This is a genomic window from Streptomyces sp. SD31 (genome assembly GCF_052068475.1).
In the GTDB taxonomy this organism is placed as follows: domain Bacteria; phylum Actinomycetota; class Actinomycetes; order Streptomycetales; family Streptomycetaceae; genus Streptomyces.
This window is the reverse complement of sequence record NZ_JBQHCX010000010.1, coordinates 66,702-92,296: the sequence shown is the minus strand read 5'-3', so window position 1 is coordinate 92,296 and position 25,595 is coordinate 66,702. Positions and strand designations below refer to the sequence as shown.

The following is a 25,595-nucleotide window of genomic DNA, read 5'->3' as shown; positions in this document are numbered from 1 at the left end:
GGTCCCTGCGCGGTGGGTCGGCTCCTCCGATCGCTCCGTCGCACTCGCTGCCCTGGCGAGTGCGTGCGGAATGACATCGGCGGATGGGGGGCTGGAGCGAGTTGGAGGCGGTGCCGCAGCCCCTGGGCCCGTCCTGCGCCCACATCCTGACCGCCGTCGCCGAGTGCGTGGGGTCCATGGCGCATTGCGACTGGAGTTGAGCCCCGCCGCCCCCGTCCGTGTGGCCATGCGGGGGCGAGGACCGGCGCAACCGCCGGTCAAACAGGGCGGCCGATCTCGCTGAAGTCGGACTTGCGGATCCTTCCGTGGACTCCCTTCACGCCGTCGACGACCTGGGAGATCGCGAAGTCGCCTGCCGCGCTGAGGTACGCCATCGCCAGGTGGCGGTCGATGCCGTAGTCGGTCGTGAGCAGGTCCAGCGCGCAGCGCACGCAGTCGCGCATCGCCTCGTCCAGGTCCTCGTCCAGGCCGATCGGCACCAGGTACTCATCTGTCTCGGCGAAAGGGGTGACGCGGCCGTGGCCGGGGCGCACGGCCGCACCACCTGGCACCACTTCGAGCTTCACGGTGGCGCGGAGCGACGCCTCGAACGCGGTCAGGGCCACCTCGCCGTCGCCCTGCGCGAAGTGGGGATCCCCGAAGTAGACCAGCGCGTCGTCGACCTGCACCGGAAGGAACAGGGTGGCGCCCACGCCGAGCAGGGAGACGTCGATGTTGCCCCCGTGGCTCCCCGGCGGGACCGAATGAGGTCGCTTGTCCCCGGGCACCGCCACACCCATGACGCCGAGGAACGGCCGCAGCGGGAAACGCAGCGAGCCGCGGCAGGGATCCGTCGGGTCGACCGCCATCCGGCCCCACGCGCCGTGGCGATCTGTGTGTGCTGTCGCGAAGGTGATCACAGGACCGGGCAGTGCCGGCATCTCGCCGGGGAGTGCGCCGAAGCCGTGCCGTGCGGAGACCATGCCGTACGGAACTCGCGGTGTGAGGTCGAGGACGGTCACGGCGAGCAGATCGCCAGGCCGAGCGCCGGTCACGGCGATCGGGCCGGTGACCAGGTGCGGCCCGTCATCGTCGAAGTCGTGGGGCGTTCCGGAGTCAGCCACCTGCTGGGCGTCGTCGAGCACATGGCCACCGCTGACGCCGTAACGGCCGAAGAACTCACGTGGGTTGCGGCCCTGATCCTCGAGAACTCCCTCGTGGCTGATCGTGTCGACCGTGACCACGGCGCCCGGTCGCACGACCGCGCAGGGTGAATCCGCCTCGCATGGAAGCCGACCCCAAAGGGTGTTCCCGGGCGTGGCCGGGACGTAGGTCGTCGATGCGATCGCTCCGTGGCCGGGCTGGAGAATCGGAAAGCCGGTCGCGGCAACGTCGAGGAGGGGTGAGTCGGTCGCTGTCATGGTCCACCTTTCGTGAATCGATGGCCCGACGCTAAGAACGCCCCGTTGCCGTGATGTTTCCTATCGAGGTCCGACCGGTAACCTTGTCTCGCATCGCAACATGACGTCTCGCAATGGGTGGCGATACCTGAGGGAGTGAGACGTCGGCGGGTCGGACACGGAGGCTGCCGTGCTCTGCGTCGGCAGAGTCGTCGGCCTGGTGGCGGCGGCTGCCGTGGAGGCGGGGCGGATGGCGCCGGGGAGCCGCGTACGGCCTGGCAGTTGGCAGCTGGTGGCTCGGTCGGCGCAGGGGAACGCGTCGGCGGGGGAGTGGCGACCGGTCGTGGGCACAGCGGCGGTCGGCGTGTGGGTACGGTCGGCCCGCGCGCTGGTGATTGGGTCGTCGTCGTGCCGTAGTCCCTGAAGGTGCGTCGCTGTGTGCTCGGATGCTGTTGAACAGCAGGTCGGCCGATCCCCCGCCGCCCGCATGGTGCCGGGCGGCGGGGGATCGGCCGAGAACGCGCTCCGTCGGCCGACCGGTGTTCAGAGGTCGAGGACGAGTCGGTCGCCCTGGCAGCGGCCGACGCAGATCATCATCGTGCGCCCGGCAAGGCGTTCCTCGTCGCTGAGCACGGAGTCCCGGTGCTCCGGCGTCCCGGCGAGCACACGGGTCTCGCAGGCGCCGCAGTAGCCCTTCTCGCAGTCGTAGGACAGGCCGCTGACGTTGTCGCGCAGGACCTCGATGAGGCGGCGGTCGGCCGGCACGGTGAGGGTGACTCCCGTGCGCGCCAGCTGGACTTCGAAGGCGCGGTTGTCCGCGGCGTCGAACGCCGTCTCGAGGTCGTCGCCGGCGGCGAAGCATTCCAAGTGCAGCCGGTCGGTGAGGTTCAGGCGGGCGCACTCGCGCTCGATGGCCGCCAGCATCGGTGCCGGGCCGCACGCGTAGACGGCGGTGTCCGCCTCCAGTTCGCCCAGCAGCCGGGGGAGGTCCGGCAGGCCGGCCTCGTCCTGCGGGAGGAGGGTGAGTGCGTCACCGGCGACGGTGGCGAGCTCGTCGGCGAACGCCATCGTCGAGCGGGTGCGTCCGCCGTACACGACCGTGAAGGGCGTGCCGCGTCCGGCGGCCTCGCGGACCATGGCGAGGATCGGTGTGACGCCGATGCCGCCGGCGAGGAACAGGTAGGACGGCGCCGGCATGAGCGGGAAGTGGTTGCGTGGCCCGCGTACCGAGAAGGTGGCTCCGGTGCGGGCGAGTTCGTGGAGTTCGACCGATCCGCCCCGGCCCTTCGGCTCGCGGAGGACGCCGATGCGCCACGTCCTGGCGTCGGCGGGGTCGCCGCACAGCGAGTACTGGCGCAGCCTGCCCGAGGGCAAACGCAGCTCGACGTGCGCACCGGGCTGCCACGCGGGCAGTTCGCCTCCGTCCGGCAGGCCGAGGTCGACGGCGACGACGCCGTCGGCCGCGGCGCGCACCCCGGTCACCCGCAGCGGGGTGGGTGTGGTCAGCGCGCGGATCGAGCCTGCCGCCGCGGTCGCCCGGGGACCGGGCGTGAAGACCGCCGGGACCGCGTCCCAGCCGGACTGGTTGCCGCGCGTGGGGTAGGGGACGAGCCCCTCCTCGATCACCCGGTAGTCGGGCAGCCGGGTCAGGACCTGCGTCATCATCGCGCGGAACATGGCCCGGGCGAGGTGCGCGCCGGCGCACCGGTGCGATCCGATCCCGAAGCTGAGGTGCCGGCTGGCGTCGCGGTCCAGTCGTACCTTGTCGGGGTCGGGGAACACGGCGGGGTCGTGGTTCGCGGCGACCCACGGGATCAGCACCCGGTCGCCCGCGTGCATCGGGCAGCCACTGACCTCGACGTCCTGGGTGACCGTGCGCGCCATCGACTGCGACGGGGCGAACGCGCGGAGGAACTCCTCGGTCGCGGAGTCCAGCAGATCGGGGGAGTCGATCAGCCGCTGCCGCTGCTCTGGGTGGCGAGCGAGGTGGACGAGGGTCGATCCGGTCAGGGAGGTGGTGGTGTCGACGCCGCCGGCGATGAGCAGGCCGATCACCGACACCAGCTCGTCCTCGCCGAACTCGCCGCCGTCGTCGCGCCGGGCGGCCACCAGCGTGCTGACCCCGTCGGGCCTCGGCTCCACCCGCCGCTCGGCGATCAGCTCGCGGATGCGCTGGTCCATGTAGGCCAGTCCGGCGGCCCCCCTCGCGGCGCGCTCGCTGCCGGCCGGTGCGGCGAAGATGTCGTGGATCGGCCCGGCGAGCTTCGCCCAGTCCTCCTCGGGGAAACCGAGCCAGTCCAAAGTCACCGCGGCCGGCAGTGGGTTGGTGAGGTCGCGCACGAGGTCGCAGGAGCCGAGCTCGATGAACTCGTCCACGATGCGGGCGGCGTGCCGCTCGATCATGGGGACCAGGTGCTCGACCGCCTCCGGGGTCAGCAGTGGGTTGATCAGTTTCCGGTACTCGGTCGAAGTCGGCGGGTCGAGCTCGATCGGATACTGCTCCAGCCCCGGTCCTTTGGGGATGACGATGCCGACGCCCTGGCCGCCGTGGTCGCTGCGGGCCGAGGAGAACGTCTCGTCGTCGCGGGCGATGCGGGCCACGTCGGCGTATCGCGTCGTGTAGTGGAAGCCGCCGTGGGCGGCGGAGCGGCCTACCGGGCAGCTCTCGCGGAAGCGCGCGTAGTAGGCGACCGGATCGGCGTTGGCCTCGTCGGAGTGGTGGTCGAAGTCGGTGTCGGCGGGCATGAAGTCGATGTCGGCGGACATGGTGGGCACGCTCCACGTGCTCGGGCCTTGTGCGCGGTGTTGTCCGGCCGCGCCACCGGATGTCTCAGTGCCTCATCGGCGTCGGCCACCCTAAGGTGTCGCGCCGCGTGCGACAACGTCTCGTGGAAGACGCTCAGAAGGTCAGTACGGCCTTGCCGACCGCGCCGGACCGGACCGCCGCGACGGCCTCGTTGATCTGCTCGAACGGGAAGTAGGTGATCATCTTCTCGACCGGGAACAGGCCCTTGGCGTTGAGGTCGAGCAGCCGCGGCAAGAACAGTTGCGGCAGGCTGGACCCGCCGATGATGCCGGTGACGGTGCGTCCGTTGAGGATGCTGCGCCACTCGAAGCTCATCGACTCGCTGGGGCCGACACCGATGACGCCGGCGCGACCGAGCGGCCCGAGAGCCTCCACCGCGGTGCGCAGGACGTCCTCCCGCCCCGTCGTGTCGATCACGAAGTCGAAGCCCTCGGGTACGAGGGCGGCCAGCTGCTCGGCGGTGTCCCCGGCCGAGGAGTCCACGGTGTGTGTGGCTCCGAAGCCGCGGGCGGCATCGAGCTTGGCCGGGTTCACGTCGACGGCGGTGACGACGTCGCAGCCGCTCAAGCGTGCGGCGATGACGGCGGCCACGCCGACGGCCCCCGCCCCGAACACCGCGATCGACGAGCCGGGGCGCGGCTGCAGCACGTTGAGCACGCCGCCGGCACCGGTCTGGAAGCCGCAGCCGAAGGGGCCTGCCCGCAGCAGGTCCAGCGACGGATCGATCCTGATGACCGCCCGCTCCGGTGCGACGACGTGACTGGCGAACGACGACTGGCCGAGGAAGTGGGCGTTGACCTCCCGCCCCTGGTGGGTCACCGCGGTGGAGCCGTCGGGCCGGCGGCCGGAGAAGTTCACCGCGTCGAAGCCGCGACAGTAGGCGGGCGAACCGGTGCGGCACAGCGCGCACGTGCCGCACGACGCGAAGGACATGGCGACGTGGTCGCCGGGACGCACGGAGGTGACGTGCGCCCCGACCTTCTCGACGACACCCGACCCTTCGTGCCCGAGCAGCGCGGGTGTGGGGAAGAAGTTGGCGAACTCCAGGTCGGTACCGCAGATGCCGACCGCGCCGACGCGGACGAGCACCTCGTCGGGTCGGGGTTCGTCCAGATCCACCTCGGTCAGGACGAACGGCTTGCCGGGTTGCTCCAGCAGAGCGGCGGTGGCGCGCACAGGGCCTCCTCTATGCCTCACAAAGCGAGACCGCATATTGACATGCGTGACAAGGTCGGTCAAGGTTCACCCCATGGCGGCTGTTGACTTCCCTTCTTCCCAGCACTTCATCGACGGCGAGTGGGTCGCGGCCCGCGACGGCGGCAGGCTCGATGTCCTCGATCCGGCGACGCGACAGGTGATCACCCAGGTGGCCCGTGCGGGCGCAGCCGATGTCGAGGACGCGGTGGCCGCGGCGCGCCGCGCCTTCCCCGCTTGGGCGGCGACCAACCCGAGCGAGCGCGGAGCACTGATCCGGCGCTGGGCCGACCTCGTCATCGCCGAGGTCGAAGCCCTGGCGGCCGTCGAGGCCCAGGATGTGGGCAAGCCACTGTCGGGTGGCCGGACGAACATCTACATCGCGCACGGCATCATCGACTACTTCGCCGGCGCGGCCGACAAACTGACCGGCGTCACGCTGCCCACCCGCAGCCCCGACTACCTGGGCTACACGGTGCACGAACCGTACGGCGTGTGCGCCGTCGTGATCCCGTGGAACGTGCCCGCCGTGCTCACCGCCGCGAACGTCGCGCCTGCGCTCGCCGCGGGAAACACGGTCGTGCTCAAGCCGTCCGAGGTCGCGCCGCTGGCACCGTTCGCCCTCGTCGAACTCGCTCGCCGCGCCGGCTTCCCGCCCGGGGTGATCAACGTCGTCGCGGGCCTCGGCCCGGAGACGGGCGTCGCGCTCACCACGCACCCGGGCGTCGACCACATCAGCTTCGTCGGCTCCACCGCCACCGGGCGGGCGATCATGGCGGCCGCCGCGCAGAACCTCGTCCCGGTGAAGCTGGAACTCGGCGGCAAGTCGCCGAACGTGCTCTTCGCCGACGCCGACCTCGACACGGCGATCCCCGCGATCGTCGCCTCGATCACCGAGAACGCGGGGCAGAACTGCTACGCCGGTTCCCGGCTGCTCGTGGAGGCCTCGGTGCACGACGAGGTCGTGGAGCGGGTCGCCGCAGGCATGGCCGACGTCAAGACCGGGCCCTGGGAAGCCGACCTGGACATGGGGCCGCTGGTCAGTGCCGCGCAGTTCGCCCGCGTCAGCGGCTTCCTGGAAGAGGCTCCTCGGGAGGGGGCACGGTTGGTCACCGGTGGCGCGCCCACCGGCGACGGGTGGTTCGTCCGCCCGACCGTGTACGACCGTGTGGACGCGGGCATGCGCGTCGCTCGCGAGGAGGTCTTCGGCCCGGTTCTCGCCGTGCAGACGTTTCGCGACACCGCCGAGGCGACCGAGCTGATGAACGCCTCCGACTTCGGCCTGCTGGCGTGCCTCTGGACCAACGACGTCTCCCGGGCGCTGCGGCTGGCGAAGGACGTTCGCTCCGGGCAGGTGGCGGTCAACCAGTTCCACGACGCGGGTGTGATCGGCTTCCCGTTCAACATGCAGAAGGACAGCGGCTTCAGCCGGGGCGGTGGGTACGCGGCGCTGCGCGAGTACACCCAGGAGAAGGGCGTGGCCATCCGGCTGCTGGCCCGCTGAGACCGACACCATGACAACCATCGCCGGACTGCGGCCGGAACCGGCCCGGGAAGGGCCGGGGCCGGACGCCTCACCTGCCGTTCTGGAGCGGGAACTGACCGAGGCCGTGCTCGCCGGCGCCGCGCGCTCGGACGTACTCCGCGCGCTTCTCCGGGCGACCGGCCGGCAGGTGCGCCTGCTGTCCGCCGAGGGCGCGCCGCTGGAGACCACCGACGGCGGCGCGGGAGTGTCGGCGGCGGTGGCGGACGGCGTGCTCGCCCAAGCGGCCGGGCCGGTGGTCCCCACGCTGGACGGGCTACGGGCCACGGCCCTGCCCGTGCGTGCGGGGACGACGGTGGCCGGTGTGCTGCTGACCGTCGGCCCCGGTGATCCGCGGGTGCGGGCGCTGGCCGGTGCCGCCGTCACCGCGCTGCTCATCGACGCCGTACGCGCGGGGGAGGGCACTGCCGAGGTCTCGTCGCAGCACACACCGGCCGACGTCATCGGCGCGCTGCGTTCGGGGACGGTGAGCCCCTCGGTGTGCGCGGCGGCCGCGGGACTGGGGATCGATCTACGGCGCCCGCCGGCCGGCGCCGTACTGCACTACAGCGGCTCCCGCTCGCGCGCCTGGTCCACGGCGCTCACCTGGCTCGAGCACCCGGTGCGGCAGGAGGGGCCCACCGCCTGGACGGTGGTGCCCGACGAGGCCGTGCTCGACCGCCTGCGGAACCGGCTGCGTCTCATGACCGGCGACGACTCCGCCGACCACGTCATGGCGGCGAGCGGCTCCCGCCCCGACTCACCCACGGGCCTGGCCCGGTCCTTCACCGAGGCCGAAAGACTGCTCGGCCTTGCCCGGACCCAGAAGGTCCCGCTCCTCACCTTCGACCGCTGCGGGGTCGTCCAGGTGCTGTTGCCCCTCCCTCGTGCGCAGCTCGAGGCCTACGTCGAGGCGCACCTCGGGCCGATCCGGCAGCGTCCGGAGCTGATGACGACCCTGCGTGCCTGGCTTGCCGAGAGAGGCAGTCGGCAGAGCGTCTCCGCACAACTCCATCTGCACCGCAACTCGGTGGGCTACCGGGTGCGCCAGATCAAGAGCTTCCTGGGCACCGACCCCCTGCTTCCCGCCGTGTCGGCGCAGCTGCACCTGGCGCTCGCGGCCCTGGATCTGCTCGCCGCCGACGAACAGCGGCTGCGCGGCGACGACGAGCCGGTGTCGGCGGGGCGCTGAGCCGCCGTACGCCGCGCCCCTGCGTGACGCGGACGCCATACGCCGCCGCCGCGCGGACGGCGCAGTCCCGTGCACTTTCTCGTTCTCGTACCTGCCTTGGTACCCGCCCCCACCTGCGGCGGTCTGGGCTGTCAGCCCTTGAGTGGGCGATACACCGACGAAATCAAGATGTTCCACAGGAGCGTTGACAGCACCGGTCGGCGGGGGCAGAGTACCTCGCAATACGTTCCACCGACTCGCAATGCGAGACGGATGAGGTGAGGAGGGCAGCGCGGTGCGAGCCATGGTGCAGACCGATTTCGGCGGGCCCGAGGCCGTGTCCCTGCAGGATGTCCCGGAGCCGGTGTGCGGCCCCCGTGACGTCGTCGTCGAGGTCGCGTACTGCGGGCTGAACCGCCTGGACCTGCTGCAGCGCAAGGGGCCGGGCCTGATCCCCGGCTTCCGCCTTCCGCACGTGCCGGGCATGGACTTCGCCGGGACGGTGGTGGCGACCGGGTCCGCGGTCAGGTCGCTCGTCCCCGGTGACCGGGTCATCGCCGATCCCACCCAGGGCTGCGGCAGTTGCCCCCGGTGCGCCGTGGGCGACCGGGCGTACTGCTCGAGCCCCCGGATTCTCGGCGGCAACGCCCCCGGCGCTCTGGCCGACTACGTACTGGCCTCTGCGGAATCGATTGTTCAGGTTCCCGAGTCCCTGCCGCTCGCCGAGGCCGTCACCCTGCCCACCGCCGCCGCGACCGCTTGGCACGCGGTGTACTCGGTCGGGTCACTCGCCGCCGGTGAGACCCTCGTCGTGCACGCCGGCGCGAGCGCCGTCAGCCTGGCGGCCATCGCGCTGGCCAAGCGGGCCGGTGCCTCGGTCGTCGCGTTCGCCGGCACCGAGGCGAAGCGGGACGCGGCCCGCACGGCCGGTGCCGACCTGGTGCTGCCCAACGGGGACCCCGACGCGGCGAAGACCGTGTCGGTTTTCACCGGCGGTGCCGGAGCGGATCTGGTCCTGGACCACGTCGGCACCCAGACCTGGCGCACCTCATTGGACTGTCTGGGCATCCGCGGGCGTCTGCTCCTGATGGGCAACACCAGTGGCGACCAGGTCTCGTTCTCGCTCCGAGAGGTCTTCCACCGGGGCCTGAAACTGCTGGGCACCGGCGGCTACACCTCGGCCGACTTCGTCGCCGCCACCTCGGCCTGCTTCGCCGACGGTCTGCACCTGCCCACCGCCGCCCGGTTTCCGCTCGAGGATCTGGCCGACGCCTGGGACGTGCTCGCCGCCCGCGAGACGATCGGCAAGGTCGTGATCGAGCCATGACCGACCTTCTGATCGTGGGTGGCGACGTCGTCACGATGGACCCCGCACGACGCGTCCTCACCAGTGCGACGGTCGCCGTCTCCGGAGACAGCATCGCCGCGCTCGGCACGGCCGAGGACCTGCGTGCCCGCTTCCCGGGTGCTCGGGAGATCGACGCGTCGGGCTGTGTCGTGATCCCGGGCCTGGTCGACGCCCACCAGCACACGACCGTCGACCCCCTCGTGCGCAGCATGATCCCGGATCACATCAGCTCGCAGGAGTCGATATTCGACTGGATCGTCCCGCTGCACGCCCACGCCGACGGTGACGACGACGAACTGGCCGCGACCATCACCGCGGTCGACTGTCTGTCGCGGGGCATCACCACGGTGCTGGAGCCGGGCACGGTGGCCTACCCGGAACGCGTCGCAGCGGGACTCGGCGCCGCAGGTATCCGCGCGCGGGTCGGCGGCTGGGGCTGGGACGCCCAGGGCGTGCCGTTCGGTGCGCCCGCCGACGAGGTACTCGCCCGGCAGGAGGACATCGTCCGGTCCCTGCCGGTCGCCGGTCCGGTCACCGGGTGGGTGACGCTCGTCGGCCACGACCTGGCGAGCGACGAGCTCTTCGCCGGGGCGGCGAGCCTGGCCGAGCGGCTCGATGTCGGACTGACCTGGCACATCTCGCCGGGACCTGCCGACATCGAGGCCTACGCCCGGCGCTGCGGGCGCAGGCCGGTGGTCCACTTCCGCGAGCTCGGAGTACTCGGCCCGCGGCTGCTGCTCGGGCACGCCGTGTGGCTCGACGACGCGGAGACCGACGCGATCCTGGAGACCGGCACCGCGGTCGCCGCCTGCCCGGGGGCCTACCTGCGTCTCGCCCAGGGGTACACGCGCGCGTCGCGCCATGCCGAACTGGTGCGCAGGGGCGGACGGGTGGCACTGGGCTGCGACGCGCACAACGCCGGTGACGGCCCGGACGTTCTCCTGGCCGCCTACCTGTTCGCCGCCCTCGAACGCGACCGTGATCTGCCCGATCCGGTCCGCGCCGAGGAGGCGTTCGCGCTGGCGACGATCGACGGCGCCCGGGCGATCGGTCTCGGCGACCGCATCGGCTCGCTGGAGGTGGGCAAGGCCGCCGACATCGTCGTCCTCGACGCCGACGACCCCGCCTGGATCCCGCGGGGCGACCTCGCCCGCCAGCTCGTATGGGGCCATGTGTCGCGCACTGTCCGTGACGTGCTGGTCGACGGCCGTGTGGTCGTCCGCGACCGGCGCCCGACCGGCGTCGACCTGGCGGCCGTCGCCGCGGCGGCCGCCGAACGATCCGCCGCCCTCCTGGGGCGCGCCGGCATCACACCCCGCCCCACCTGGCCCACGGAGCGGGCGGCCGACCGGTAAGGAGACCCGCCGTTGAACGTCATCGACACGTCCGGGCTTTCGCCGGCGAAGAAGCAGGGCCCGCTGTCGCGACCGACGGTTCCGCAGCCGCCCGACACGATCGATCCGGAGCGTCCCCGACAGAGAGGCCGACGCAGCGCCGTACGGCTGCTGCATGCAGGTCAGCGAGGGCCGCCGCCGATCGCGGTCTTTCCAGTGGCGCCCGGCGCCGGACACCCGGGCCGAAGGGCGCCTGGCTCGACATCGAGCACACCGCCGCATACGTAGCGAACGTCACGAGCTGAGGGATCCCCGAGCACATCGAGGCGATGCCCCTCGAACACCACCGTGTGTCAGCGACATGGCCATCGCCGACCGGCGAGCCCACCCCTTGTGGATCGTCGACACGCCGTCGTCCGCCGGCAGCCCCTTTCTCTGGAGCGCCGCGTGCGCGAGGCGAAGACCGCGGCGACCACAACCCCTGCTTTCGGGACGCACCTCGCGCTCGCGGAGGTGCGTACGCATCACCACTGACTTTTCGATCACGTCCGCTCCTGGCCGCGTGACCCCACCCGGGTCCGAGCGGTCGGGCGGATGGTCTCCCGCGGTTCGTCGCCGCGGGTGAGGAGCCCCTCTCCCACCAGGACCGTGTCTCCTGTGCCGAACCCGACCGGGCCGTCGGACCCCGCCGACTGATGCCACCCCCCGATGTCACCACCGCCGCGAAGAGGCGGTGCCACTCAGCGAACGGAAGCACACAGATGACCACAAGAAGCATGCTCTGGCATCGTCGGGCCGCGGCCGGCCTCGCCCTCGCGGGAGCCCTGGCGCTCTCCGGCTGTGCCGACAACGCAGCGACGGCGTCCAAAGCGACCCCGGCGGCGAGCGGCGGCAGCGACGCCGGCCTCAAGGAGCCCGACGTCAACGGCGACGGCAAGGTCGTCGTCGGAGTCCTCAGCCCCGGCGACATCAACGACCACGGCTATTACCAGAGCTTCGTCGACTCGGCGGAGGCCTTCGCCAAGGAGAAGGGCTGGACGATCATCAAGCGCGGCAGTGTGGCCCCGAGCGACGCGCTCACCGCGGCCCGCGCGATGTGCCAGCAGAACGTCGACCTGGTCGCGCTCGGCGCGAGCGAGCTCAAGACCGCGACCCCGGCCTCCGAGGAGCCGGTCTGCAGCAAGACGGTCTGGTACCTGCCGTCGTCGTCGGACACCGACGTCCACCCGCGGGTCCTGCTGTCCGCCGACGACCCCAACCAGTCCCTGCTCGCCGCCGGCTACGCCGCGGGCCTGAAGATGAAGGCGGCCGGCTACACCAAGGCCGGGTTCATCACCGGCAACAAGGCCGACTTCAGCGTCAACGCCGCCACGGCGTTCCTGGCCGGGATCCGGGAGGTCGTCCCGAAGGCCACCATGACGAGCACCTACACCGGCGATTTCAACGACTCGGCCAAGGCCAAGGAAGCCACCCAGGCGCAGATCAGCCAGGGCATCAAGGTCATCTACCCCTACCTCGGCGGAGCGACCGACGCCGCGGCGCAGATGGCGAACGAAGGCGGCGCGCTGACCCTCACGCCGGGCACCGACCGGTGCGACTCGACCAGCCCGAAGTACGACATCTCGGTGATCTTCAGCCCGGGTGACTACTTCCGCTCAGCGCTGGAGGAGTTCGCCAAGGACAACCTCAAGATGGGCACGACGCGTGTGTGGAAGCTGGGCGTCGACCCGTACCCGACCGTCAAGATCTGCCGGCCCCAGGGTGACGAGGCGCAGCGCCTCGACCAGTTCATGAAGAAGATCGGCACCGACAAGATCGATCCGGCGGCCGAGGTCAAGCGTCTCGGCTGACACGCCGACAGCGACGAGGAAGATCAGCGATGACACCGACGACCTCAGCGGTTCCGATTCTCGAGCTGCGCGGCATCACGAAGTCATACGGATCCGTCAAGGCCTGCGCCGGCGTGGACCTCAAGGTCGACGCCGGCGAGATCCACGGACTCCTTGGTGAGAACGGGGCAGGCAAGTCCAGCCTCATGAAGGTCCTGCTCGGGCTGGTCCGGCGGGATGCCGGCACCGTCCTGGTGCGCGGGGAGGAGGTCGCGCTGGACAGCCCGCAGGAAGCGGCCGAACTGGGCATCGGCATGGTGCACCAGCATTTCAGCCTCATCAACGGGCTCACCGTGTGGGAGAACGTGGCGCTCGGCGACAACGGCAAGGTGAACAAGCAGGCCATCTGTGCCGACATCGCCGAGGTCTCCGCCCGGTACGGGCTGCCCATCGACCCCGACGCGCGCGTCGGGACCCTTTCGGCCGGTGAGCGGCAGCGGGTCGAGGTGGTCAAGTGCCTTCGGCGCAACCCTCAGATCCTGATCCTGGACGAGCCCACCTCGGTGCTGACCCAGGCGGAGTCGGAGGAGCTGTTCGCCGTGCTCGGCCGGGTGGTGCAGGAGGAGGGGCGCGCTGTCATCCTCATCAGCCACAAGCTCGCCGAGATCGCGCAGGCCACCGACCGGGTGACGGTGCTGCGCAAGGGATGTGTCGCCTTCCGGGCGGTCACCGCCGAGACCACTCCCCAGTTGCTCGCCCGGCAGATGGTGGGCCGGGAGGTGTCCCTGGGCGAGGAGGCCGCCGCCCTCGGCCTGGTGCCGACCGGTGAGAGGCGCATGGGCAGGGGCGGCGGTCCCGAAGGACAGCCGCCCGTCCTCCGCCTCGCCGGACTCACCGTCGAGCAAGGCGGCGTCAGGCTCCTCGCGGACGTCGACCTGACCGTGGGCCCGGGCGAGATCGTTGCCCTCTACGGCGTCGAGGGCAACGGCCAGGCGACCCTCGGTGATGTCCTCGCGGGACTGATCCCACCGACCGCAGGCACTGTCGAGGTCGCCGGGGACAGGGTGGACGTGACCCGGCCCGGCGCGCTCTCGAAGGCCGGTCTGGGCATCGTGCCGGAGGACCGGCACCACAGCGGCGTCGTCCTCGACATGAGTGTCGCCGAAAACCTGACGATGAAGTCGCTCGACAAGGTCAGCGGCCGGTTCCTGCTGCGGCGGCGCGCCATGCTCGCCGAGGCCCGTCGCCTCGCTGACGAGTTCAACATCGTCACTCCGTCGCTTGACGCACCCGTGCGCAGCCTGTCCGGCGGCAACCAGCAGCGGGTCGTCCTCGCCCGGGAACTGTCCGGTGACACGAGGGTCCTGGTGGCCGCGCAGCCCACCCACGGCCTTGACGTCGGCGCCATCGAGGACATGTACGCCCGACTGCGCGCAGCGGCCGCCGAGGGCGTCGGAGTGCTGCTCATCTCCACCGAATTCGAGGAAGTCATGGCCCTTGCAACCCGGATCGCGGTGATCTCGTCGGGGCGGATCACCGGAGCACTCCCCGTCTCCGACGCGACCCCCGAACGGCTCGGCATGCTGGTCGGCGGTGAGGCCGCATGAGCGCCGCCTCACTGACGGATCCGGACGAACTCGGCCGGCGCCTCCTCGCCCGGCTCCGGCCAGGGCGCCGTGACTGGATGACGGCGGGCCTCACACTCGCGCTCATCGGTGTCGCCGGCGGCGTGTCCGCGCTGCTGCTCACGCTGACCGGTGCCTCGCCGAGCGCTTCCCTGACCGCGATATGGACCGGGTCCCTGGCCAACGCCACCGGCTGGACGACGACGCTGCTCAACACGGCGCCTCTGCTGCTGGTCGCGGTCGGTGCGTGCGTCTGCGCGTCCGCCGGCACATTCAACATCGGCCAGGAGGGACAGGTGCTCATCGGCGGCCTGGCCGGAGCCTGGGTCGGGCTGCGCCTGGCCATGCCCGGCCCGATGCTGGTCGCCGTGGTGCTCGTCGCCGCCGCGGTCGGCGGGGCCGCCTGGGCCGGGCTCAGCGCCCTGATGCTCCGCTTCCGTGGTGTCAACGTCCCGGTGAGCACGCTGCTGATGACGTTCCTCGCGATCCAGCTCGTCGCCTTCGCGGTCAGCACGCCGTGGGTCCTGCAGGAGAGCGTGCAGGGCGCCGGGGACATCGCTGACGCGCAGTCCAACGCCCTGCCGGCCAACGCCCAGCTCGTCGGCTTCGGGCACTACCCCTCGCTCCAGCTGAACACGGGCCTGTTCCTCGCACTCGTCGCCACGGTCGCGGTCGCCCTCCTCCTGAGCCGCAGCCGGTGGGGCTTCAAGGTGCGCATGGTCGGACTGAACCCGCGCACGGCCCAGCACGCCGGTGTCCGGGTGGCCGCGCTCGGCGGTCTCACCCTGGCGCTGTCGGGCGCCTTCGCGGGACTGGCCGGAGGGCTGCTGCTGGCGAGCCCGGTCAGCACGAACCGGCTTCAGTCCGGGCTCTCGGACAACGTCGGCTGGGACGGCCTGCTCGTCGCGCTCGTCGCGCGCAACCGGCCCATGGTCGCGATCCCGGTGTCGTTCCTGTTCGCCGTGCTGCGTGCGGGCGGCGATTTCCTCTCGGCCACCGGCGTGCCGTCGTATCTCGTCGACATCGTCAAGGCGTTGCTCGTCCTCGCCTTCGTCGCACCGCCCGTCCTCGTCGACCTCTTCCACGGGCGTCGCGGTGCCACACCGCGGGCGGCGCCCACCGTTTCCGTTGTCCCGGCCAAGACGGAGGCAGCCGCGTGAGCGTTCTGGACAGCACCACGACCATCCTCGCGAGCGGCGTCCGGCTGACCGTGCCGTTGGCCTTCGCCGCCTGCGGTGAGTACCTGGCCGAGCGCGCCGGCGCGATGAACATCTCCGTCGAGGCGATGATGCTCAGCGCCGCCTTCACCTCGGTCGCCACCGCCAGCGCGACCGGCAATGCCACCGTCGGCCTCATGGCCGGTGTCATGACCGGCCTCGTCGTCGGTTTCGTGCACGGCAACCTCTCCCACCGGGCCCAGATCAACACCTTCGTGGTCGGGCTCGTGCTGAACGCGCTGGTGCTCGGGCTGACGAGCTACCTGATCACGACCGAGCAGTTCGCCTCGCACCAGGTCGGGCTGCTGTCGATCCCGCTGCTCGAGGACATCCCGCTCATCGGCAAGTCGCTGTTCTCCGCACGCTGGCCCGCCTACCTTCTGATTCTGCTGATACCGCTGACCTGGTGGTTGGTGGAGCGCAGCCGCTGGGGCCTGGAACTCCGGGCGGTGGGGGAGAACCCGCAGGCCGCCGACGTCACGGGCATCAAGGTGAACGTGCGCCGCCGGCAGGCCCTGCTGTGGTGCGGCGCACTGGCCGGCCTCGGCGGCGCGTACCTCGCGGTCGGCGAGGTCGGATCGTTCAACCAGAACATGACCGCCGGACGCGGCTACATCGTCATCGCCGCGGTGATCTTCGGGGCCTGGCGGCTCGGCCGGACCATGCTCGGCTGCCTCGTGTTCGGCCTCTCCGACGCCATGCGCCTGGCCCTTCCCGCGCTCGGCGTCACCCTCAACGCCCAACTGCTCGTCGCGGCCCCGTATCTGCTCGCGCTCCTCGCCATGCTGCTGTTCACCACCCAGCACCGAGAACCCGCGGCGCTCGGCCGCCCCTTCGAGCGCGGGTCGACCTGACGGCAGGGTCCGAAGAAGGCCCCCTCAGGCATGCCGGTGCAGGCCCACGTACGTCCAGTACGTGGGCCTGCACCGGCACGCCGAGAGCACGAGTCGGACGCCTCCCATGGCCGGCGTGCCCAGCGGTCCAAGCGCACGGCCACGCCGAACAAGCACGGCCATCCAGACCGACAGCGTCCGGATGGGAACACCACTCGGCGCATGCCGGTCCCGCGAAGGGCCGGCATGCGCCGTTGCACAGCGGTGTCAGCGGCGGCGGAGCGCCGCGGTCTCCAGCGCCGGAGGCGTATGGCCGATGTCGCGTGGGTTGAGCACGCTGCCCGGCGCGACGAGTTCGTCGATCCGGTCCAGGGCCTCGGCCGACAGCGGCCGGTCCACCGCGGTGAGCTGCGTCAGGAGCTGGTCATGGGTGCGCGGGCCCATGAGGGCCGAGGTGACGCCGGGATGGGCGAGCACGAACCGCAGCGCCAGCTCGACGAGTGTGCAGCCCTCGTCGGCGGCGAGGCGCACGAGTTCCTCGACGACCGCCAGCTTGCGCTCGCGTATCCGCTCGTCGGCGTAGTCGAAGTGATCACCGTGGGTCCGCGCGCGCGAGTCTCCCGCCGGTTCGGAGCCGGCCCGGTACTTGCCCGTCAGCCAGCCGCCGTTCAGGGGGCTCCACACCATGACGCCCATACGGTGCCGCTGCGCGGTGGGCAGGGTAGCGGCCTCCGCGTGCCGGGCCAGGATCGAATACGACAGCTGCTCCACGGTGAACCGCTCGCGGCCGGCGCGCCGCGCCGCCCACTGCGCCTCCACGATCTCCTCGGCCGGGAAGCTGGAGGTGCCGATCGCTCGCACTTTGCCCGTCCGCACCAGGTCGCTGAGCGCACCGAGCGTCTCCTCGATGTCGGTCCGGGGATCGGGACGGTGGACGAGGTACACGTCGAGGTGGTCCGTCCGCAGCCGTCGCAGGCTGTCCTCCACGGCACGCATGATCCAGAGCCGGGAGTTGCCGCGCCGGTTGCGGTCGAGCGGCCTTCCGGGCATCAGGTTGTGGAATTTCGATACGAGTACGACGTCGTCGCGGCGTCCTTTCAGCGCGCGGCCGAGGATCTCCTCGGACTCGCCGAAGGCGTACACGTCAGCCGTGTCGACGAAGTTGACTCCCGCGTCCAGCGCCGTCGACACGATGCGGTGGCACTCCGCCTCGTCGGTGTTGCCCCAGGCCCCGAACATCATCGACCCGAGGCAGAGCTCACTCACCTCGATGCCCGTCCCACCCAGAATCCGGTAGCGCACGTCTTCTCCTCGTCCTCCCCGGTGACATTCGTCGCCGTCATGCCGCAGGCTTCCACCGCGGCGGGCGCGGAACCGATGTCGCGCGGGGTCAGTGTTCTCGGCGTACGCGTTGTGTCCGCAGCACATCGACCTCCGGGCGCGCGCAGACCTAGGCTCGAGGAAAACCGCACCACTCACTGGAGGTACCGTGGCCACCGGTCTCACCTCGGCCCGCTGGACTCACGTCGCGCTGCCGACCGGCGATCTCGACAAGGCGATCGAGTTCTATACCTCGCTGACTCCCCTGGTCGTCGTCGAGCGTTTCAAGGACGCCGACGGCGAAAGCGTCTGGCTCTCCAACGACAAGCAGGCCGAGACGCCCTTCGTGCTCGTCCTGGTGTCGTTCAACAAGGACAAGGGCACCCAGCAGGGCCTGCTGCACCCGTTCGCGCACATCGGCATCGAAGTGCCGGAGCGCGGGGACGTCGACGCGCTCGCGGACAGGGCCCGCGAATTGGGCTGCCTGCACTGGGAGCCCCGGCAGATGCCCGACCCCATCGGCTACATCTGCGCTCTGAAGGACCCCGATGGCAACGTCATCGAGATCTCCCACGACCAGCGTGTCTTCGACACGGTCCGGCAGAAGTGGGGTTCGTCCTGAACGAAACCCGCGCCGCGGTCGAGGCGTACCTGGCGGCGCTGAACGCACATGACGCCGACGCCGTGGCCGCCCGCGTGGCAGAGGACTTCGTCAACGAACACACCTCGTCGACGGGGCAGAGCCGCAGGGGCCGCGCCGCGTACCGCGCCGCGCTGACCGGGTTCCTCGAGGACTTCGAGGACCTGCACTACGCGCCCGAACGCGTCGTCGTCGACGGTGAGTCGGCCGCGGTGCCGTACGTCATGACGTTCCGGATGCGTTCTGCGGGCGACCGCCCCGTGCGCATCCGCGGTGTCTTCGTGTTCACCGTCACCGACGGTCTCATCACACGCCGCACGGACTACTGGGACAGCGGCGAGGTGCAGCGACAGCTCGCCTGCGGACCCGAGCCGGCAGATGCGGAATCGGTGCCCTGACCTGACAGAACCTGCCCCAGTGGCACCCCGCCCGCCTCTTGTGCGGACGGGGTGCCCGTGCTTTCCCGGACTGGCATAGCCGCGTACTCATGAACGTGCAGAGTTCTTGATGTGCTGAGGGCCGCCGTTCGGCACTCTTCTGCCTGTTGTTCGAGGTCGCCAAGGAGACCGGACTCAACCGGCGGACGGTCAGCACGTACTTGTCCGCCGAGGGCCCGTGTCGCCACCACGTCGGTCGCCGAACGGGCGGTCGCGGGCGAGGGTGGTCGACGAGTTCGCGCGCGCTCGCACGCGAGTACGCGTTCACCGGCAACTACCGGCGGACCAAGCTCTCCCTCTGATCTTGTGAGGTGCTCCCGACCGGGACGAGTGGCTCACACCGAAGGAGAAAGCCAAGCTGCTCCGCGTGGAGCGGCCGGCCGCACACCGCGAGACCTTCCGTAAACGCGGCGAGAAGTCCTCCCTGCCCCCGGTACCTCCCAGCGCTGCTCAGCGTGCGGCTTCACCACACCGGGCAGCCGCCAGGACCAGCCCACGTGCGTGTGCCGACCTCAACGCCGCCCGGAACATCCCGCGCTTGTACCGGATCAGCCACACCGTGGCGATCCCGGCTGCCGGAAGGTGCAGTCGTCAGGCGCGGAAACGCGTCAAGCCCGCCACCGCACCCCACCGGCAAGGGCCGGGTCGAGCGCCAAGTCCCGCTGACCAGAGCCTCACCGAAGGCGGGCAGTCGCGGGCAGTGGGAGGCCCTTCCGAAGAGCGTCGGGCTGCCGCTTTCGTACGCGTCGATTCAGCTGTGAGGGTCCGTGAGCGTGTCGGGTGCCGGACGCTCCGCCGAGGTCTTCGACGGAGCCGGGGACGGCCATGGAGTGCCGAGGTCGTCCGGGGTGGTCATGACTGGCCTTTTCCGGCCGACTGCAGTGCGGATGGCTCCAGCGGGTTCAGGGTGTGGAACCGGCGTCCCTGATAGGTGAGCGGCTCCTGTGCGCCGACCACCACGTCGGCCACCTCGATCAGGATGATCGTGTGGTCGCCGGCGGTGAGGCGCTGGTGAACGACGCCCTCGAGCGACACGGTGGCGCCGTCGAGCAGGGGTGGACCGAGCTTTCCCGGACTGAAGCGCGCCGCAGCGAACCTGTCGACGCCGGGCGTCGCGAACGCCGTCGCCACTGGGTGCTGGTCGGCCGCCAGGACGTTGACGGCCACCGACTCGGCCTGACTGAAGGCCGGGTGGACGTCGGCGGTGTCGGCCAGACAGACCGAAATCAGCGGCGGGTCCATCGACACGCTGGTCACCGAGTTGGCGGTGAAGCCGTACCGCTTCCCGTCCACTTCCGTGGTGACCACACAGACGGACGTGACCATCGAGGACAGTCCGTCGCGGTACGCCTGCGGGTCGTAGCTGGTGACAGGCCGGCGCGTGACGGCCTCATCCCTTGCGGGGGTGGGCATGTCAGACCACCGCCATCTCGCCGGCACACTCCGGCGCGCCGTCCGCCGTTGGCTCGGTGGCTCCGCGGATGTGGCCGGGGGAGCAGGGGCCGTCGCCGCCGACGGCGATGCGGGACGGTCGTTGTGTCGCGGGATTCGGCAGGAAGGTCGTCCCGGAGGCCGACGGGGAAAAAGTGGATCTCATCAAGGCTCGCCTTTTGTTGAGGGATGCCCCGACGCTAGGACTCGCTATCTCGTATGTCAATATGCCGTCTCGCAATGGTTGCTGTGGAGGGACCGAGGGCGGCGGCGAGTTGTTCTCATCGACGGCGTCGGCCTCGCCGGCGGGTTCGTCGACCCCGCCGAAGACCACGCTGATGCGGTGGCGGGCCAGACGGAGAAAGAGGCTGGGTGTGGGTACTTCCGCAGGCTCGGCATAGGGCGCAGTAGGCTCGCCCTGGATCGAGGTCTCTGAGGACTTCCATCACCTGCTGGTTCATCGACCACCCCGTGCACGAGCTGTTTCCCGGCCTGCGGGGCAGAAGTGGAAGCGGCAATCCCCGCGGGCAGGGGCTCACGGGTCCGGCCGGGACCACGCTGGACGAACTGATCCGCGGCGCGGGCAGCCGATGGCCTGTCGTGGAGTGCTTACAGGGCGCGAGCAGGAGTGCGCCTTGGACGACTGTCAGGCCTGTTGCATCCCGGCTGGCACCGCCACTTGACGGCCGGCCATGGCGGCCCACACCTGCTTGACCGTCCTGCGGGCCCGAGAGTTGGTCACGGAGAAAGAAGAACCGGATCCTCGCAGCTCATCCACCTCAGCGTCGCCGAGATCCAACGCTTGACGACCCGCCTCACCGGTCTGCGCCCGACCCTGGTCGATGACATCCTGCGCTGGTCACGCCGGCGATGACGCCGCCAAGGGGCCCACATCAGCCACTACGAACGACGCGGACACAGCCCCTGAGAACCGGGGAGGAGGGGGCTGAGGCGTCTCGACCGCCCCTTTACTTCGGCGCTCCCTCGGACGCGTGCGCACCGGGCAGTCCCAGAGCGGGCTGCGGACCGTTGCGGGAGCGCAGCCACCATTCGCGCATGCCCCACAGGACCAGTGCGCCGTAGATGACGTAGACGAAGCCGGAGAAGGCGTAGCCGTTGGCGAAGGTCAGCGGGACGCCGACCAGGTCGACCAGCAGCCAGGAGATCCAGAATTCGACCATGCCGCGGGCCTGGGCGTACATGGCGACGATGGTGCCGACGAAGATGTAGGCGTCCGGCCAGGGGTCCCAGGACAGGGTCGGGTAGGCCTTGAAGAGGAGGGCCACCGCGACCGTGCCGACGGCCACGGCGCCGACCATCGCCGCGCGCTCGCCCCAGGTGGCGAACCGCGGGGTGATCTGGCCGTGCTCGGACCGGCCCTTGTCGCGGTTCCACCGCCACCAGCCGTACACGGCGACGGTCATGACGACAGCCTGCTTGCCGGCGCTGCCGGTCAGGTGGCCGAAGAAGGCCCCGAAGAGGATGAGGCCGGACAGGAACTGCACCGGCCAGGTCCACAGGGAGCGGCGCCAGCCGAGGGCGAGGGCTGCCAGGCCGAGGATGTTGCCGATCATGTCGGACCACAGGATGTGCTGGTCGAACAGGACGAACGCCTCGGAGTTCAGCCCGTTCACCGGGCCGCCAGGCCGGTTTCATACGAGTGGAGTGTGAGCCTGCCGTCCGGTGATTCGTCGGGTATCAGGCTTCGCAAGCGATCCATGCGCCACAGCTTCACCCCCTGTATGGCATCTTGTCGAGACTTGCAGCTGATGAGCCGCTACAAGGTAGAAAAGGGTTCCGAAGTCGTCGATACGGGCGATGCGGCGTCGGCCCCTCCCGCGTTGCACGGCTCAGCCTCTCGGGCCGATCCAGCCCTTCATGAGCGCGCGCATCGGCGCAGGCCGCGAGCAAGGCGCGAGTCCCCACACAGGAGTCGTCGCATCGGCTCTGCGGCCACTGCTCCCTCGTTCCCGGGGGCCTACTTCTTCAGGCCTGTCGCCGTGCAGTCGGCTGCGAGTTGGGGCGTGCATATGTCGGACGGTTCGTACATGCCATCCCTGATGACGGTGTCCTTGATGTTGTCCTTCGTCAGGGCGACAACGGGCACCAGATATGCGGGGATGCCCTTGTGGGTGGGGCTGTCGATCTCGTCACGCGTGAGGGCGTCAAACTGTATGTCTCTGCCCTGGGCCTTCGCCACGGCCATCTCCGCGGCGTGTTCGGCCTCCTGCGGGTACGGCTTGTAGACACTCATGTACTGCTCGCCGGTGACGATCCGCCGCACCGCCGAGAGCTCGGCGTCCTGCCCGGTGATCGGCGGCAGGTCGGTTACGCCTGCGGCCTTCAGCGCCTCGATGATGCCGCCCGCCAGACCGTCGTTGGCGGCGTAGACGGCCTTGATGTTGTTCTTGCCGATGTCGTTGATCGCCGCGGTCATGTTCTTCTCGGCGGTCTGCGGCTTCCAGTCCTTGGTGTCGAACGACTTGGCGATCGTCACCTCGCCGTCGAGAACGGAGAGCGCGCCCGCCTTGAACTGCTTGGCGTTCGGGTCGTTGGCTGAGCCGTTCATCATGACGATCTTGTCGGAGATGTCGGCGTCCTCGCCGAGGGCCTCCAGCAGGGAGCTGCCCTGTACCTGGCCGACGAGCTCGTTGTCGAAGGTGATGTACGCGTCGATCGGGCCCTCGGGCAGCCGGTCGTAGGCGATGACCGGGATACCGGCCTCCTTGGCCTTCCTCACCCCGCCGGCGATGGCGTGTGTGTCGACGGGGTCCAGCAGGATCACGTCGACCTGTTCGTTGATCATCTGCCGCAGTTGTCGTGCCTGCTCGCCCGCGTCCGCCTCGGCGTTGGCGTATTCGACCCGGCCCTGGCCGTGGGTGAGGGACTCGACCTTCGCCTCGATGACGGGGTAGTGGAACTGCTCGTACTGGGGGTTCGACTTTTCCGGCAGCAACAGCCCCACGGTGATGTCATCGCCTTTGGCCGGGCTCGCGTCGTCGCTGCTCCCCGCCGCGTTGAGCCCGCCGCAGCCGGCGAGTGAGACAGAGATCGTCGTGATGGCTACGGACAGGGCGATACGACGCATCGGGAGCTCTCTTCAGGCGCGATTCGGAGGTGGGCGCCTGCATCGCGGCCCACCTGACTGAAAAAGCCGAGACAGAGGCGACCCTCGGCATCGAGCGGAACTACTGTACGAGATGAGAGACGGCATCTCGCAATCTGTTCACTGGGCTCGCCCCGACCGTGGTGTGGCGCGCTCCATGGGCCGCTGAGGCGGCGGCGAGGTGCAGCGGCGGCTCGCGTGCGACCGGCACCCCTGGATCGGTGCTGTGTCAGTCACCTGACAACCCGTCAGTTCTTGTCCAGGCGGGGTGTCGGCCGGGTCCACGCCCGGCGGATTCGTTTCGCTTGACACGATGCCATCTCGCATTGAAAGATGCTCGCCATGCGAGTAGTGACGACGGATGCCGGCCTGGGCCGGATCGAGGACGGGGCTGTCGCCCTGTTGAACACTGCTTTTCCGCACGTCGGCGCGGTCCTCGAGCAGGAGGGCTCGCTGCGGTGTCTGGCGTCCTGCGCGGTGCGCGGACGCATCCCGATCGACGAGGCCACGCTCGTGGCGCCGCTGGGTCATCCCCACGCGGTGTGGGGCGTCGGGCTCAACTACGTATCGAAGGCGGCCCGCACCGGCCGGGGACTGCCCGAGCAGCCGATCCTGTACCTGGCCGCGTCGTCCGGCGTGTCGGCACCCGGCGCGCAGGTGGTGATTCCGCAGTCGGTGACCGAACCCGACTACGAGGGGGAGGTCGCGGTCGTCGTCGGGCGCCGGCTGTACCAGGCGGCCGAGTCGGAGGTCTGGCCCGCGATCGCCGGCATCACCGCCGCCAACGACATGACGGCGCGCGATGTCATGCGCACTACAGGCACGCCCGCCCTCGCCAAGAGCTACCCGGGTTTCACCCCGCTCGGCCCGTCGATCTGCACCCCCGACGACCTCGAGGACCGCCACGGGATCCGCGTACGGACGCGGGTCAACGGCGAGCTGGTGCAGGACGACACGAGCGACGGGATGATCTTCCCGGTCACCGATCTGCTCAGTCGGCTGTCGTGGTTCGCCGCGCTCGAACCCGGCGACGTCGTCCTCACCGGAACCCCGGCCGGCACCGGCCAGGACCGCGCGTGCTTCCTCGCCGACGGCGACGAGGTGCGTATCGAGGTGGACGGCGTGCTGCCCCTCGTCACCCGCATCGTGCGTCCCGCGGACGCCTCACGGCGCGAGCACCGGCTGACCGAACCGGTCAGCTGACCTTCCCCACCCTGGAGCACACATCGATGTCCAACTCCTCCCAGTCGTCCTACGACCTCGTCCTGGCCGGCGGCACCGTCATCGACCCGGCGTCGGGCACCAACGCCCGGCTCGACGTGGCGGTCACCGGTGACCGCATCGCCGCGATCGGGGAGGGGCTGGCGGCGAACGCGACGCGCACGATCGACGTCACCGGTTCCACCGTGCTGCCGGGCCTCGTCGAGGGCCACACCCACATCTTCCAGTACGTCTCCGCCGTCGGCGCCCCGGCCGAGGAGGCCCATCTGCGCCGCGGCGTGGTCGCGGCGGCAGACGCCGGCACGGCCGGCGCCTCGACGTTCGCGGCCTTCCGCAAGCTGGTGGTCGAGGCGAACCCGCTGCGCATCGTCAACTTCCTCAACGTCTCGGTGCTCGGTCTGATCGACTTCCGGTTCGGCGAGCTGCTGAACCCCGACACCCTGGTCCCCGAGGACGCGCTCGCGACCGCCGAGGCCCACCCCGACATCGTGCGCGGCTTCAAGATCCGTCTGTCCGAGGACGTCGTCGGCGAGAACTGGGAGTCGCTTCTCAAGAAGTCGGTGGCGCTGGCCGAGCAGGCCGGTCTGCCGCTGATGCTGCACATCGGCGAGACCTCGGAGCCGCTGCCCGTCGTCCTGGACCATCTGCGCCCCGGCGACATCGTGGCGCACTGCTACACCGGCAAGCCGTACGGCATCCTCGACGGCGACCACGTCCAGCCCGCCGTCAACGAGGCCCGTGAGCGCGGCGTCCTGTTCGACTCCGCCCACGGCAAGAGCAACCTCAGCTTCGAGGTGGCGCGCCGGGCGATCGCCGACGGATTCCTGCCCGACGTCCTCAGCTCCGACACCAGTGCCCGTAACTGGCGCGGCCCGGTGTTCGACCTGCTCACCAGCATCTCCAAGCTGGTCGCGCTCGGCGCGCCGCTGGAGGAGTGCGTCCGGCGGGCCACCGTCGCGCCGGCCCAGCTGCTCGGGCTCGACACCGAGGGCTACGGGCGCCTGGAGGTCGGCGGGCGGGCAGACGTCACGGTCGTCGACTGGACCGACGAGGTCACCCTGCCCGACGCCGCCGGCAACACGATCGTCGCGCCGCGTCTGGAGCCGACCGTGGTGCTGCACGGCGGTGCCGAGGTCGACATCGTGCCGTGGCGGGGTCTGCAGTCGGCCTGATCGCCCGCAC

Annotated in this window: 20 protein-coding genes and 1 pseudogene; 13 read left to right on the top strand and 8 right to left on the bottom strand. The window is 70.5% G+C overall.

Features of this window, described 5'->3' with window-relative positions:
* Positions 1-257: 257 nt before the first annotated feature.
* The 3 genes from ACTMVF_RS22440 to ACTMVF_RS22430 form a co-directional block, all read right to left on the bottom strand.
* Complete coding sequence (locus ACTMVF_RS22440; RefSeq protein ID WP_441272882.1) at positions 258-1,238, bottom strand: acetamidase/formamidase family protein; 981 nt, start codon at positions 1,236-1,238, stop codon at positions 258-260.
* A 684-nt stretch (positions 1,239-1,922) separates the two neighbouring features.
* Positions 1,923-4,145, bottom strand: coding sequence for a cytochrome P450/oxidoreductase (locus tag ACTMVF_RS22435; protein ID WP_441272881.1), 2,223 nt, complete (start codon positions 4,143-4,145; stop codon positions 1,923-1,925).
* Between the two features lie 133 nt (positions 4,146-4,278).
* Positions 4,279-5,361 carry an NAD(P)-dependent alcohol dehydrogenase gene (locus ACTMVF_RS22430; RefSeq protein ID WP_441272880.1) on the bottom strand — a complete coding sequence of 361 codons (1,083 nt, stop codon included), beginning with the start codon at positions 5,359-5,361 and terminating at the stop codon, positions 4,279-4,281.
* Positions 5,362-5,434: 73 nt separating this feature from the next.
* On the opposite strand from ACTMVF_RS22430, the gene ACTMVF_RS22425 reads away from it, so the two are divergent.
* From ACTMVF_RS22425 to ACTMVF_RS22390, 8 genes are all read left to right on the top strand, one after another.
* Complete coding sequence (locus ACTMVF_RS22425) at positions 5,435-6,883, top strand: aldehyde dehydrogenase family protein (RefSeq protein WP_441272879.1); 1,449 nt, start codon at positions 5,435-5,437, stop codon at positions 6,881-6,883.
* A 10-nt stretch (positions 6,884-6,893) separates the two neighbouring features.
* Positions 6,894-8,093, top strand: coding sequence for a PucR family transcriptional regulator (locus tag ACTMVF_RS22420; RefSeq protein ID WP_441272878.1), 1,200 nt, complete (start codon positions 6,894-6,896; stop codon positions 8,091-8,093).
* Between the two features lie 283 nt (positions 8,094-8,376).
* A complete protein-coding gene (locus ACTMVF_RS22415) occupies positions 8,377-9,399 on the top strand; it encodes a quinone oxidoreductase family protein (RefSeq protein ID WP_441272877.1) in 1,023 nt (340 codons plus the stop codon).
* Complete coding sequence (locus ACTMVF_RS22410) at positions 9,396-10,775, top strand: amidohydrolase family protein (RefSeq protein WP_441272876.1); 1,380 nt, start codon at positions 9,396-9,398, stop codon at positions 10,773-10,775. The genes ACTMVF_RS22415 and ACTMVF_RS22410 overlap by 4 nt, the downstream gene beginning before the upstream one ends.
* Before the next feature lie 740 nt (positions 10,776-11,515).
* Entirely contained in the window at positions 11,516-12,604 is a 1,089-nt protein-coding gene (locus ACTMVF_RS22405) for a BMP family ABC transporter substrate-binding protein (RefSeq protein WP_441272875.1), read from the top strand.
* A gap of 29 nt (positions 12,605-12,633) precedes the next feature.
* The gene (locus ACTMVF_RS22400) at positions 12,634-14,190 is read left to right on the top strand and encodes an ABC transporter ATP-binding protein (RefSeq protein WP_441272874.1); all 1,557 of its coding nucleotides are present in this window, start codon (positions 12,634-12,636) and stop codon (positions 14,188-14,190) included.
* Positions 14,187-15,368 (top strand): ABC transporter permease, encoded by a 1,182-nt coding sequence (locus ACTMVF_RS22395; RefSeq protein WP_441272873.1) that lies wholly within the window; start codon positions 14,187-14,189, stop codon positions 15,366-15,368. Before ACTMVF_RS22400 ends, ACTMVF_RS22395 begins: the two co-directional genes overlap by 4 nt.
* Positions 15,365-16,279 (top strand): ABC transporter permease, encoded by a 915-nt coding sequence (locus tag ACTMVF_RS22390; protein WP_441272872.1) that lies wholly within the window; start codon positions 15,365-15,367, stop codon positions 16,277-16,279. The genes ACTMVF_RS22395 and ACTMVF_RS22390 overlap by 4 nt, the downstream gene beginning before the upstream one ends.
* Before the next feature lie 246 nt (positions 16,280-16,525).
* On the opposite strand, the gene ACTMVF_RS22385 is transcribed toward ACTMVF_RS22390, so the two are convergent.
* On the bottom strand, positions 16,526-17,560 hold the full coding sequence (locus ACTMVF_RS22385; RefSeq protein ID WP_441272871.1) for an aldo/keto reductase: 1,035 nt from the start codon (positions 17,558-17,560) through the stop codon (positions 16,526-16,528).
* Between the two features lie 187 nt (positions 17,561-17,747).
* On the opposite strand from ACTMVF_RS22385, the gene ACTMVF_RS22380 reads away from it, so the two are divergent.
* Both ACTMVF_RS22380 and ACTMVF_RS22375 read left to right on the top strand, forming a co-directional pair.
* Positions 17,748-18,200: a VOC family protein gene (locus ACTMVF_RS22380; RefSeq protein WP_441272870.1), complete on the top strand. Its 453-nt coding sequence runs from the start codon at positions 17,748-17,750 to the stop codon at positions 18,198-18,200.
* Positions 18,185-18,616, top strand: coding sequence for a nuclear transport factor 2 family protein (locus tag ACTMVF_RS22375; RefSeq protein ID WP_441272869.1), 432 nt, complete (start codon positions 18,185-18,187; stop codon positions 18,614-18,616). Before ACTMVF_RS22380 ends, ACTMVF_RS22375 begins: the two co-directional genes overlap by 16 nt.
* 891 nt (positions 18,617-19,507) lie before the next feature.
* Here ACTMVF_RS22375 and ACTMVF_RS22370 read toward each other — a convergent pair.
* Both ACTMVF_RS22370 and ACTMVF_RS22365 read right to left on the bottom strand, forming a co-directional pair.
* Positions 19,508-20,068 carry a flavin reductase family protein gene (locus tag ACTMVF_RS22370; protein ID WP_441272868.1) on the bottom strand — a complete coding sequence of 187 codons (561 nt, stop codon included), beginning with the start codon at positions 20,066-20,068 and terminating at the stop codon, positions 19,508-19,510.
* Between the two features lies 1 nt (position 20,069).
* Positions 20,070-20,252, bottom strand: coding sequence for a hypothetical protein (locus ACTMVF_RS22365; RefSeq protein WP_441272867.1), 183 nt, complete (start codon positions 20,250-20,252; stop codon positions 20,070-20,072).
* 272 nt (positions 20,253-20,524) lie between these two features.
* Here ACTMVF_RS22365 and ACTMVF_RS22360 point away from each other — a divergent pair.
* Positions 20,525-20,892 (top strand): annotated as a pseudogene (locus ACTMVF_RS22360) (IS701 family transposase); the annotation flags it as partial.
* A gap of 162 nt (positions 20,893-21,054) precedes the next feature.
* On the opposite strand, the gene ACTMVF_RS22355 reads toward ACTMVF_RS22360, so the two are convergent.
* Positions 21,055-21,720 (bottom strand): nicotinamide mononucleotide transporter family protein, encoded by a 666-nt coding sequence (locus ACTMVF_RS22355; protein ID WP_441272866.1) that lies wholly within the window; start codon positions 21,718-21,720, stop codon positions 21,055-21,057.
* A gap of 344 nt (positions 21,721-22,064) precedes the next feature.
* Positions 22,065-23,174 (bottom strand): sugar ABC transporter substrate-binding protein, encoded by a 1,110-nt coding sequence (locus ACTMVF_RS22350; RefSeq protein ID WP_441272865.1) that lies wholly within the window; start codon positions 23,172-23,174, stop codon positions 22,065-22,067.
* A 360-nt stretch (positions 23,175-23,534) separates the two neighbouring features.
* Between ACTMVF_RS22350 and ACTMVF_RS22345 the strand changes: the two genes are divergently transcribed.
* Positions 23,535-24,395, top strand: coding sequence for a fumarylacetoacetate hydrolase family protein (locus tag ACTMVF_RS22345; RefSeq protein ID WP_441272864.1), 861 nt, complete (start codon positions 23,535-23,537; stop codon positions 24,393-24,395).
* Between the two features lie 26 nt (positions 24,396-24,421).
* Entirely contained in the window at positions 24,422-25,585 is a 1,164-nt protein-coding gene (locus ACTMVF_RS22340; protein WP_441272863.1) for an amidohydrolase family protein, read from the top strand.
* Positions 25,586-25,595 lie beyond the last annotated feature (10 nt).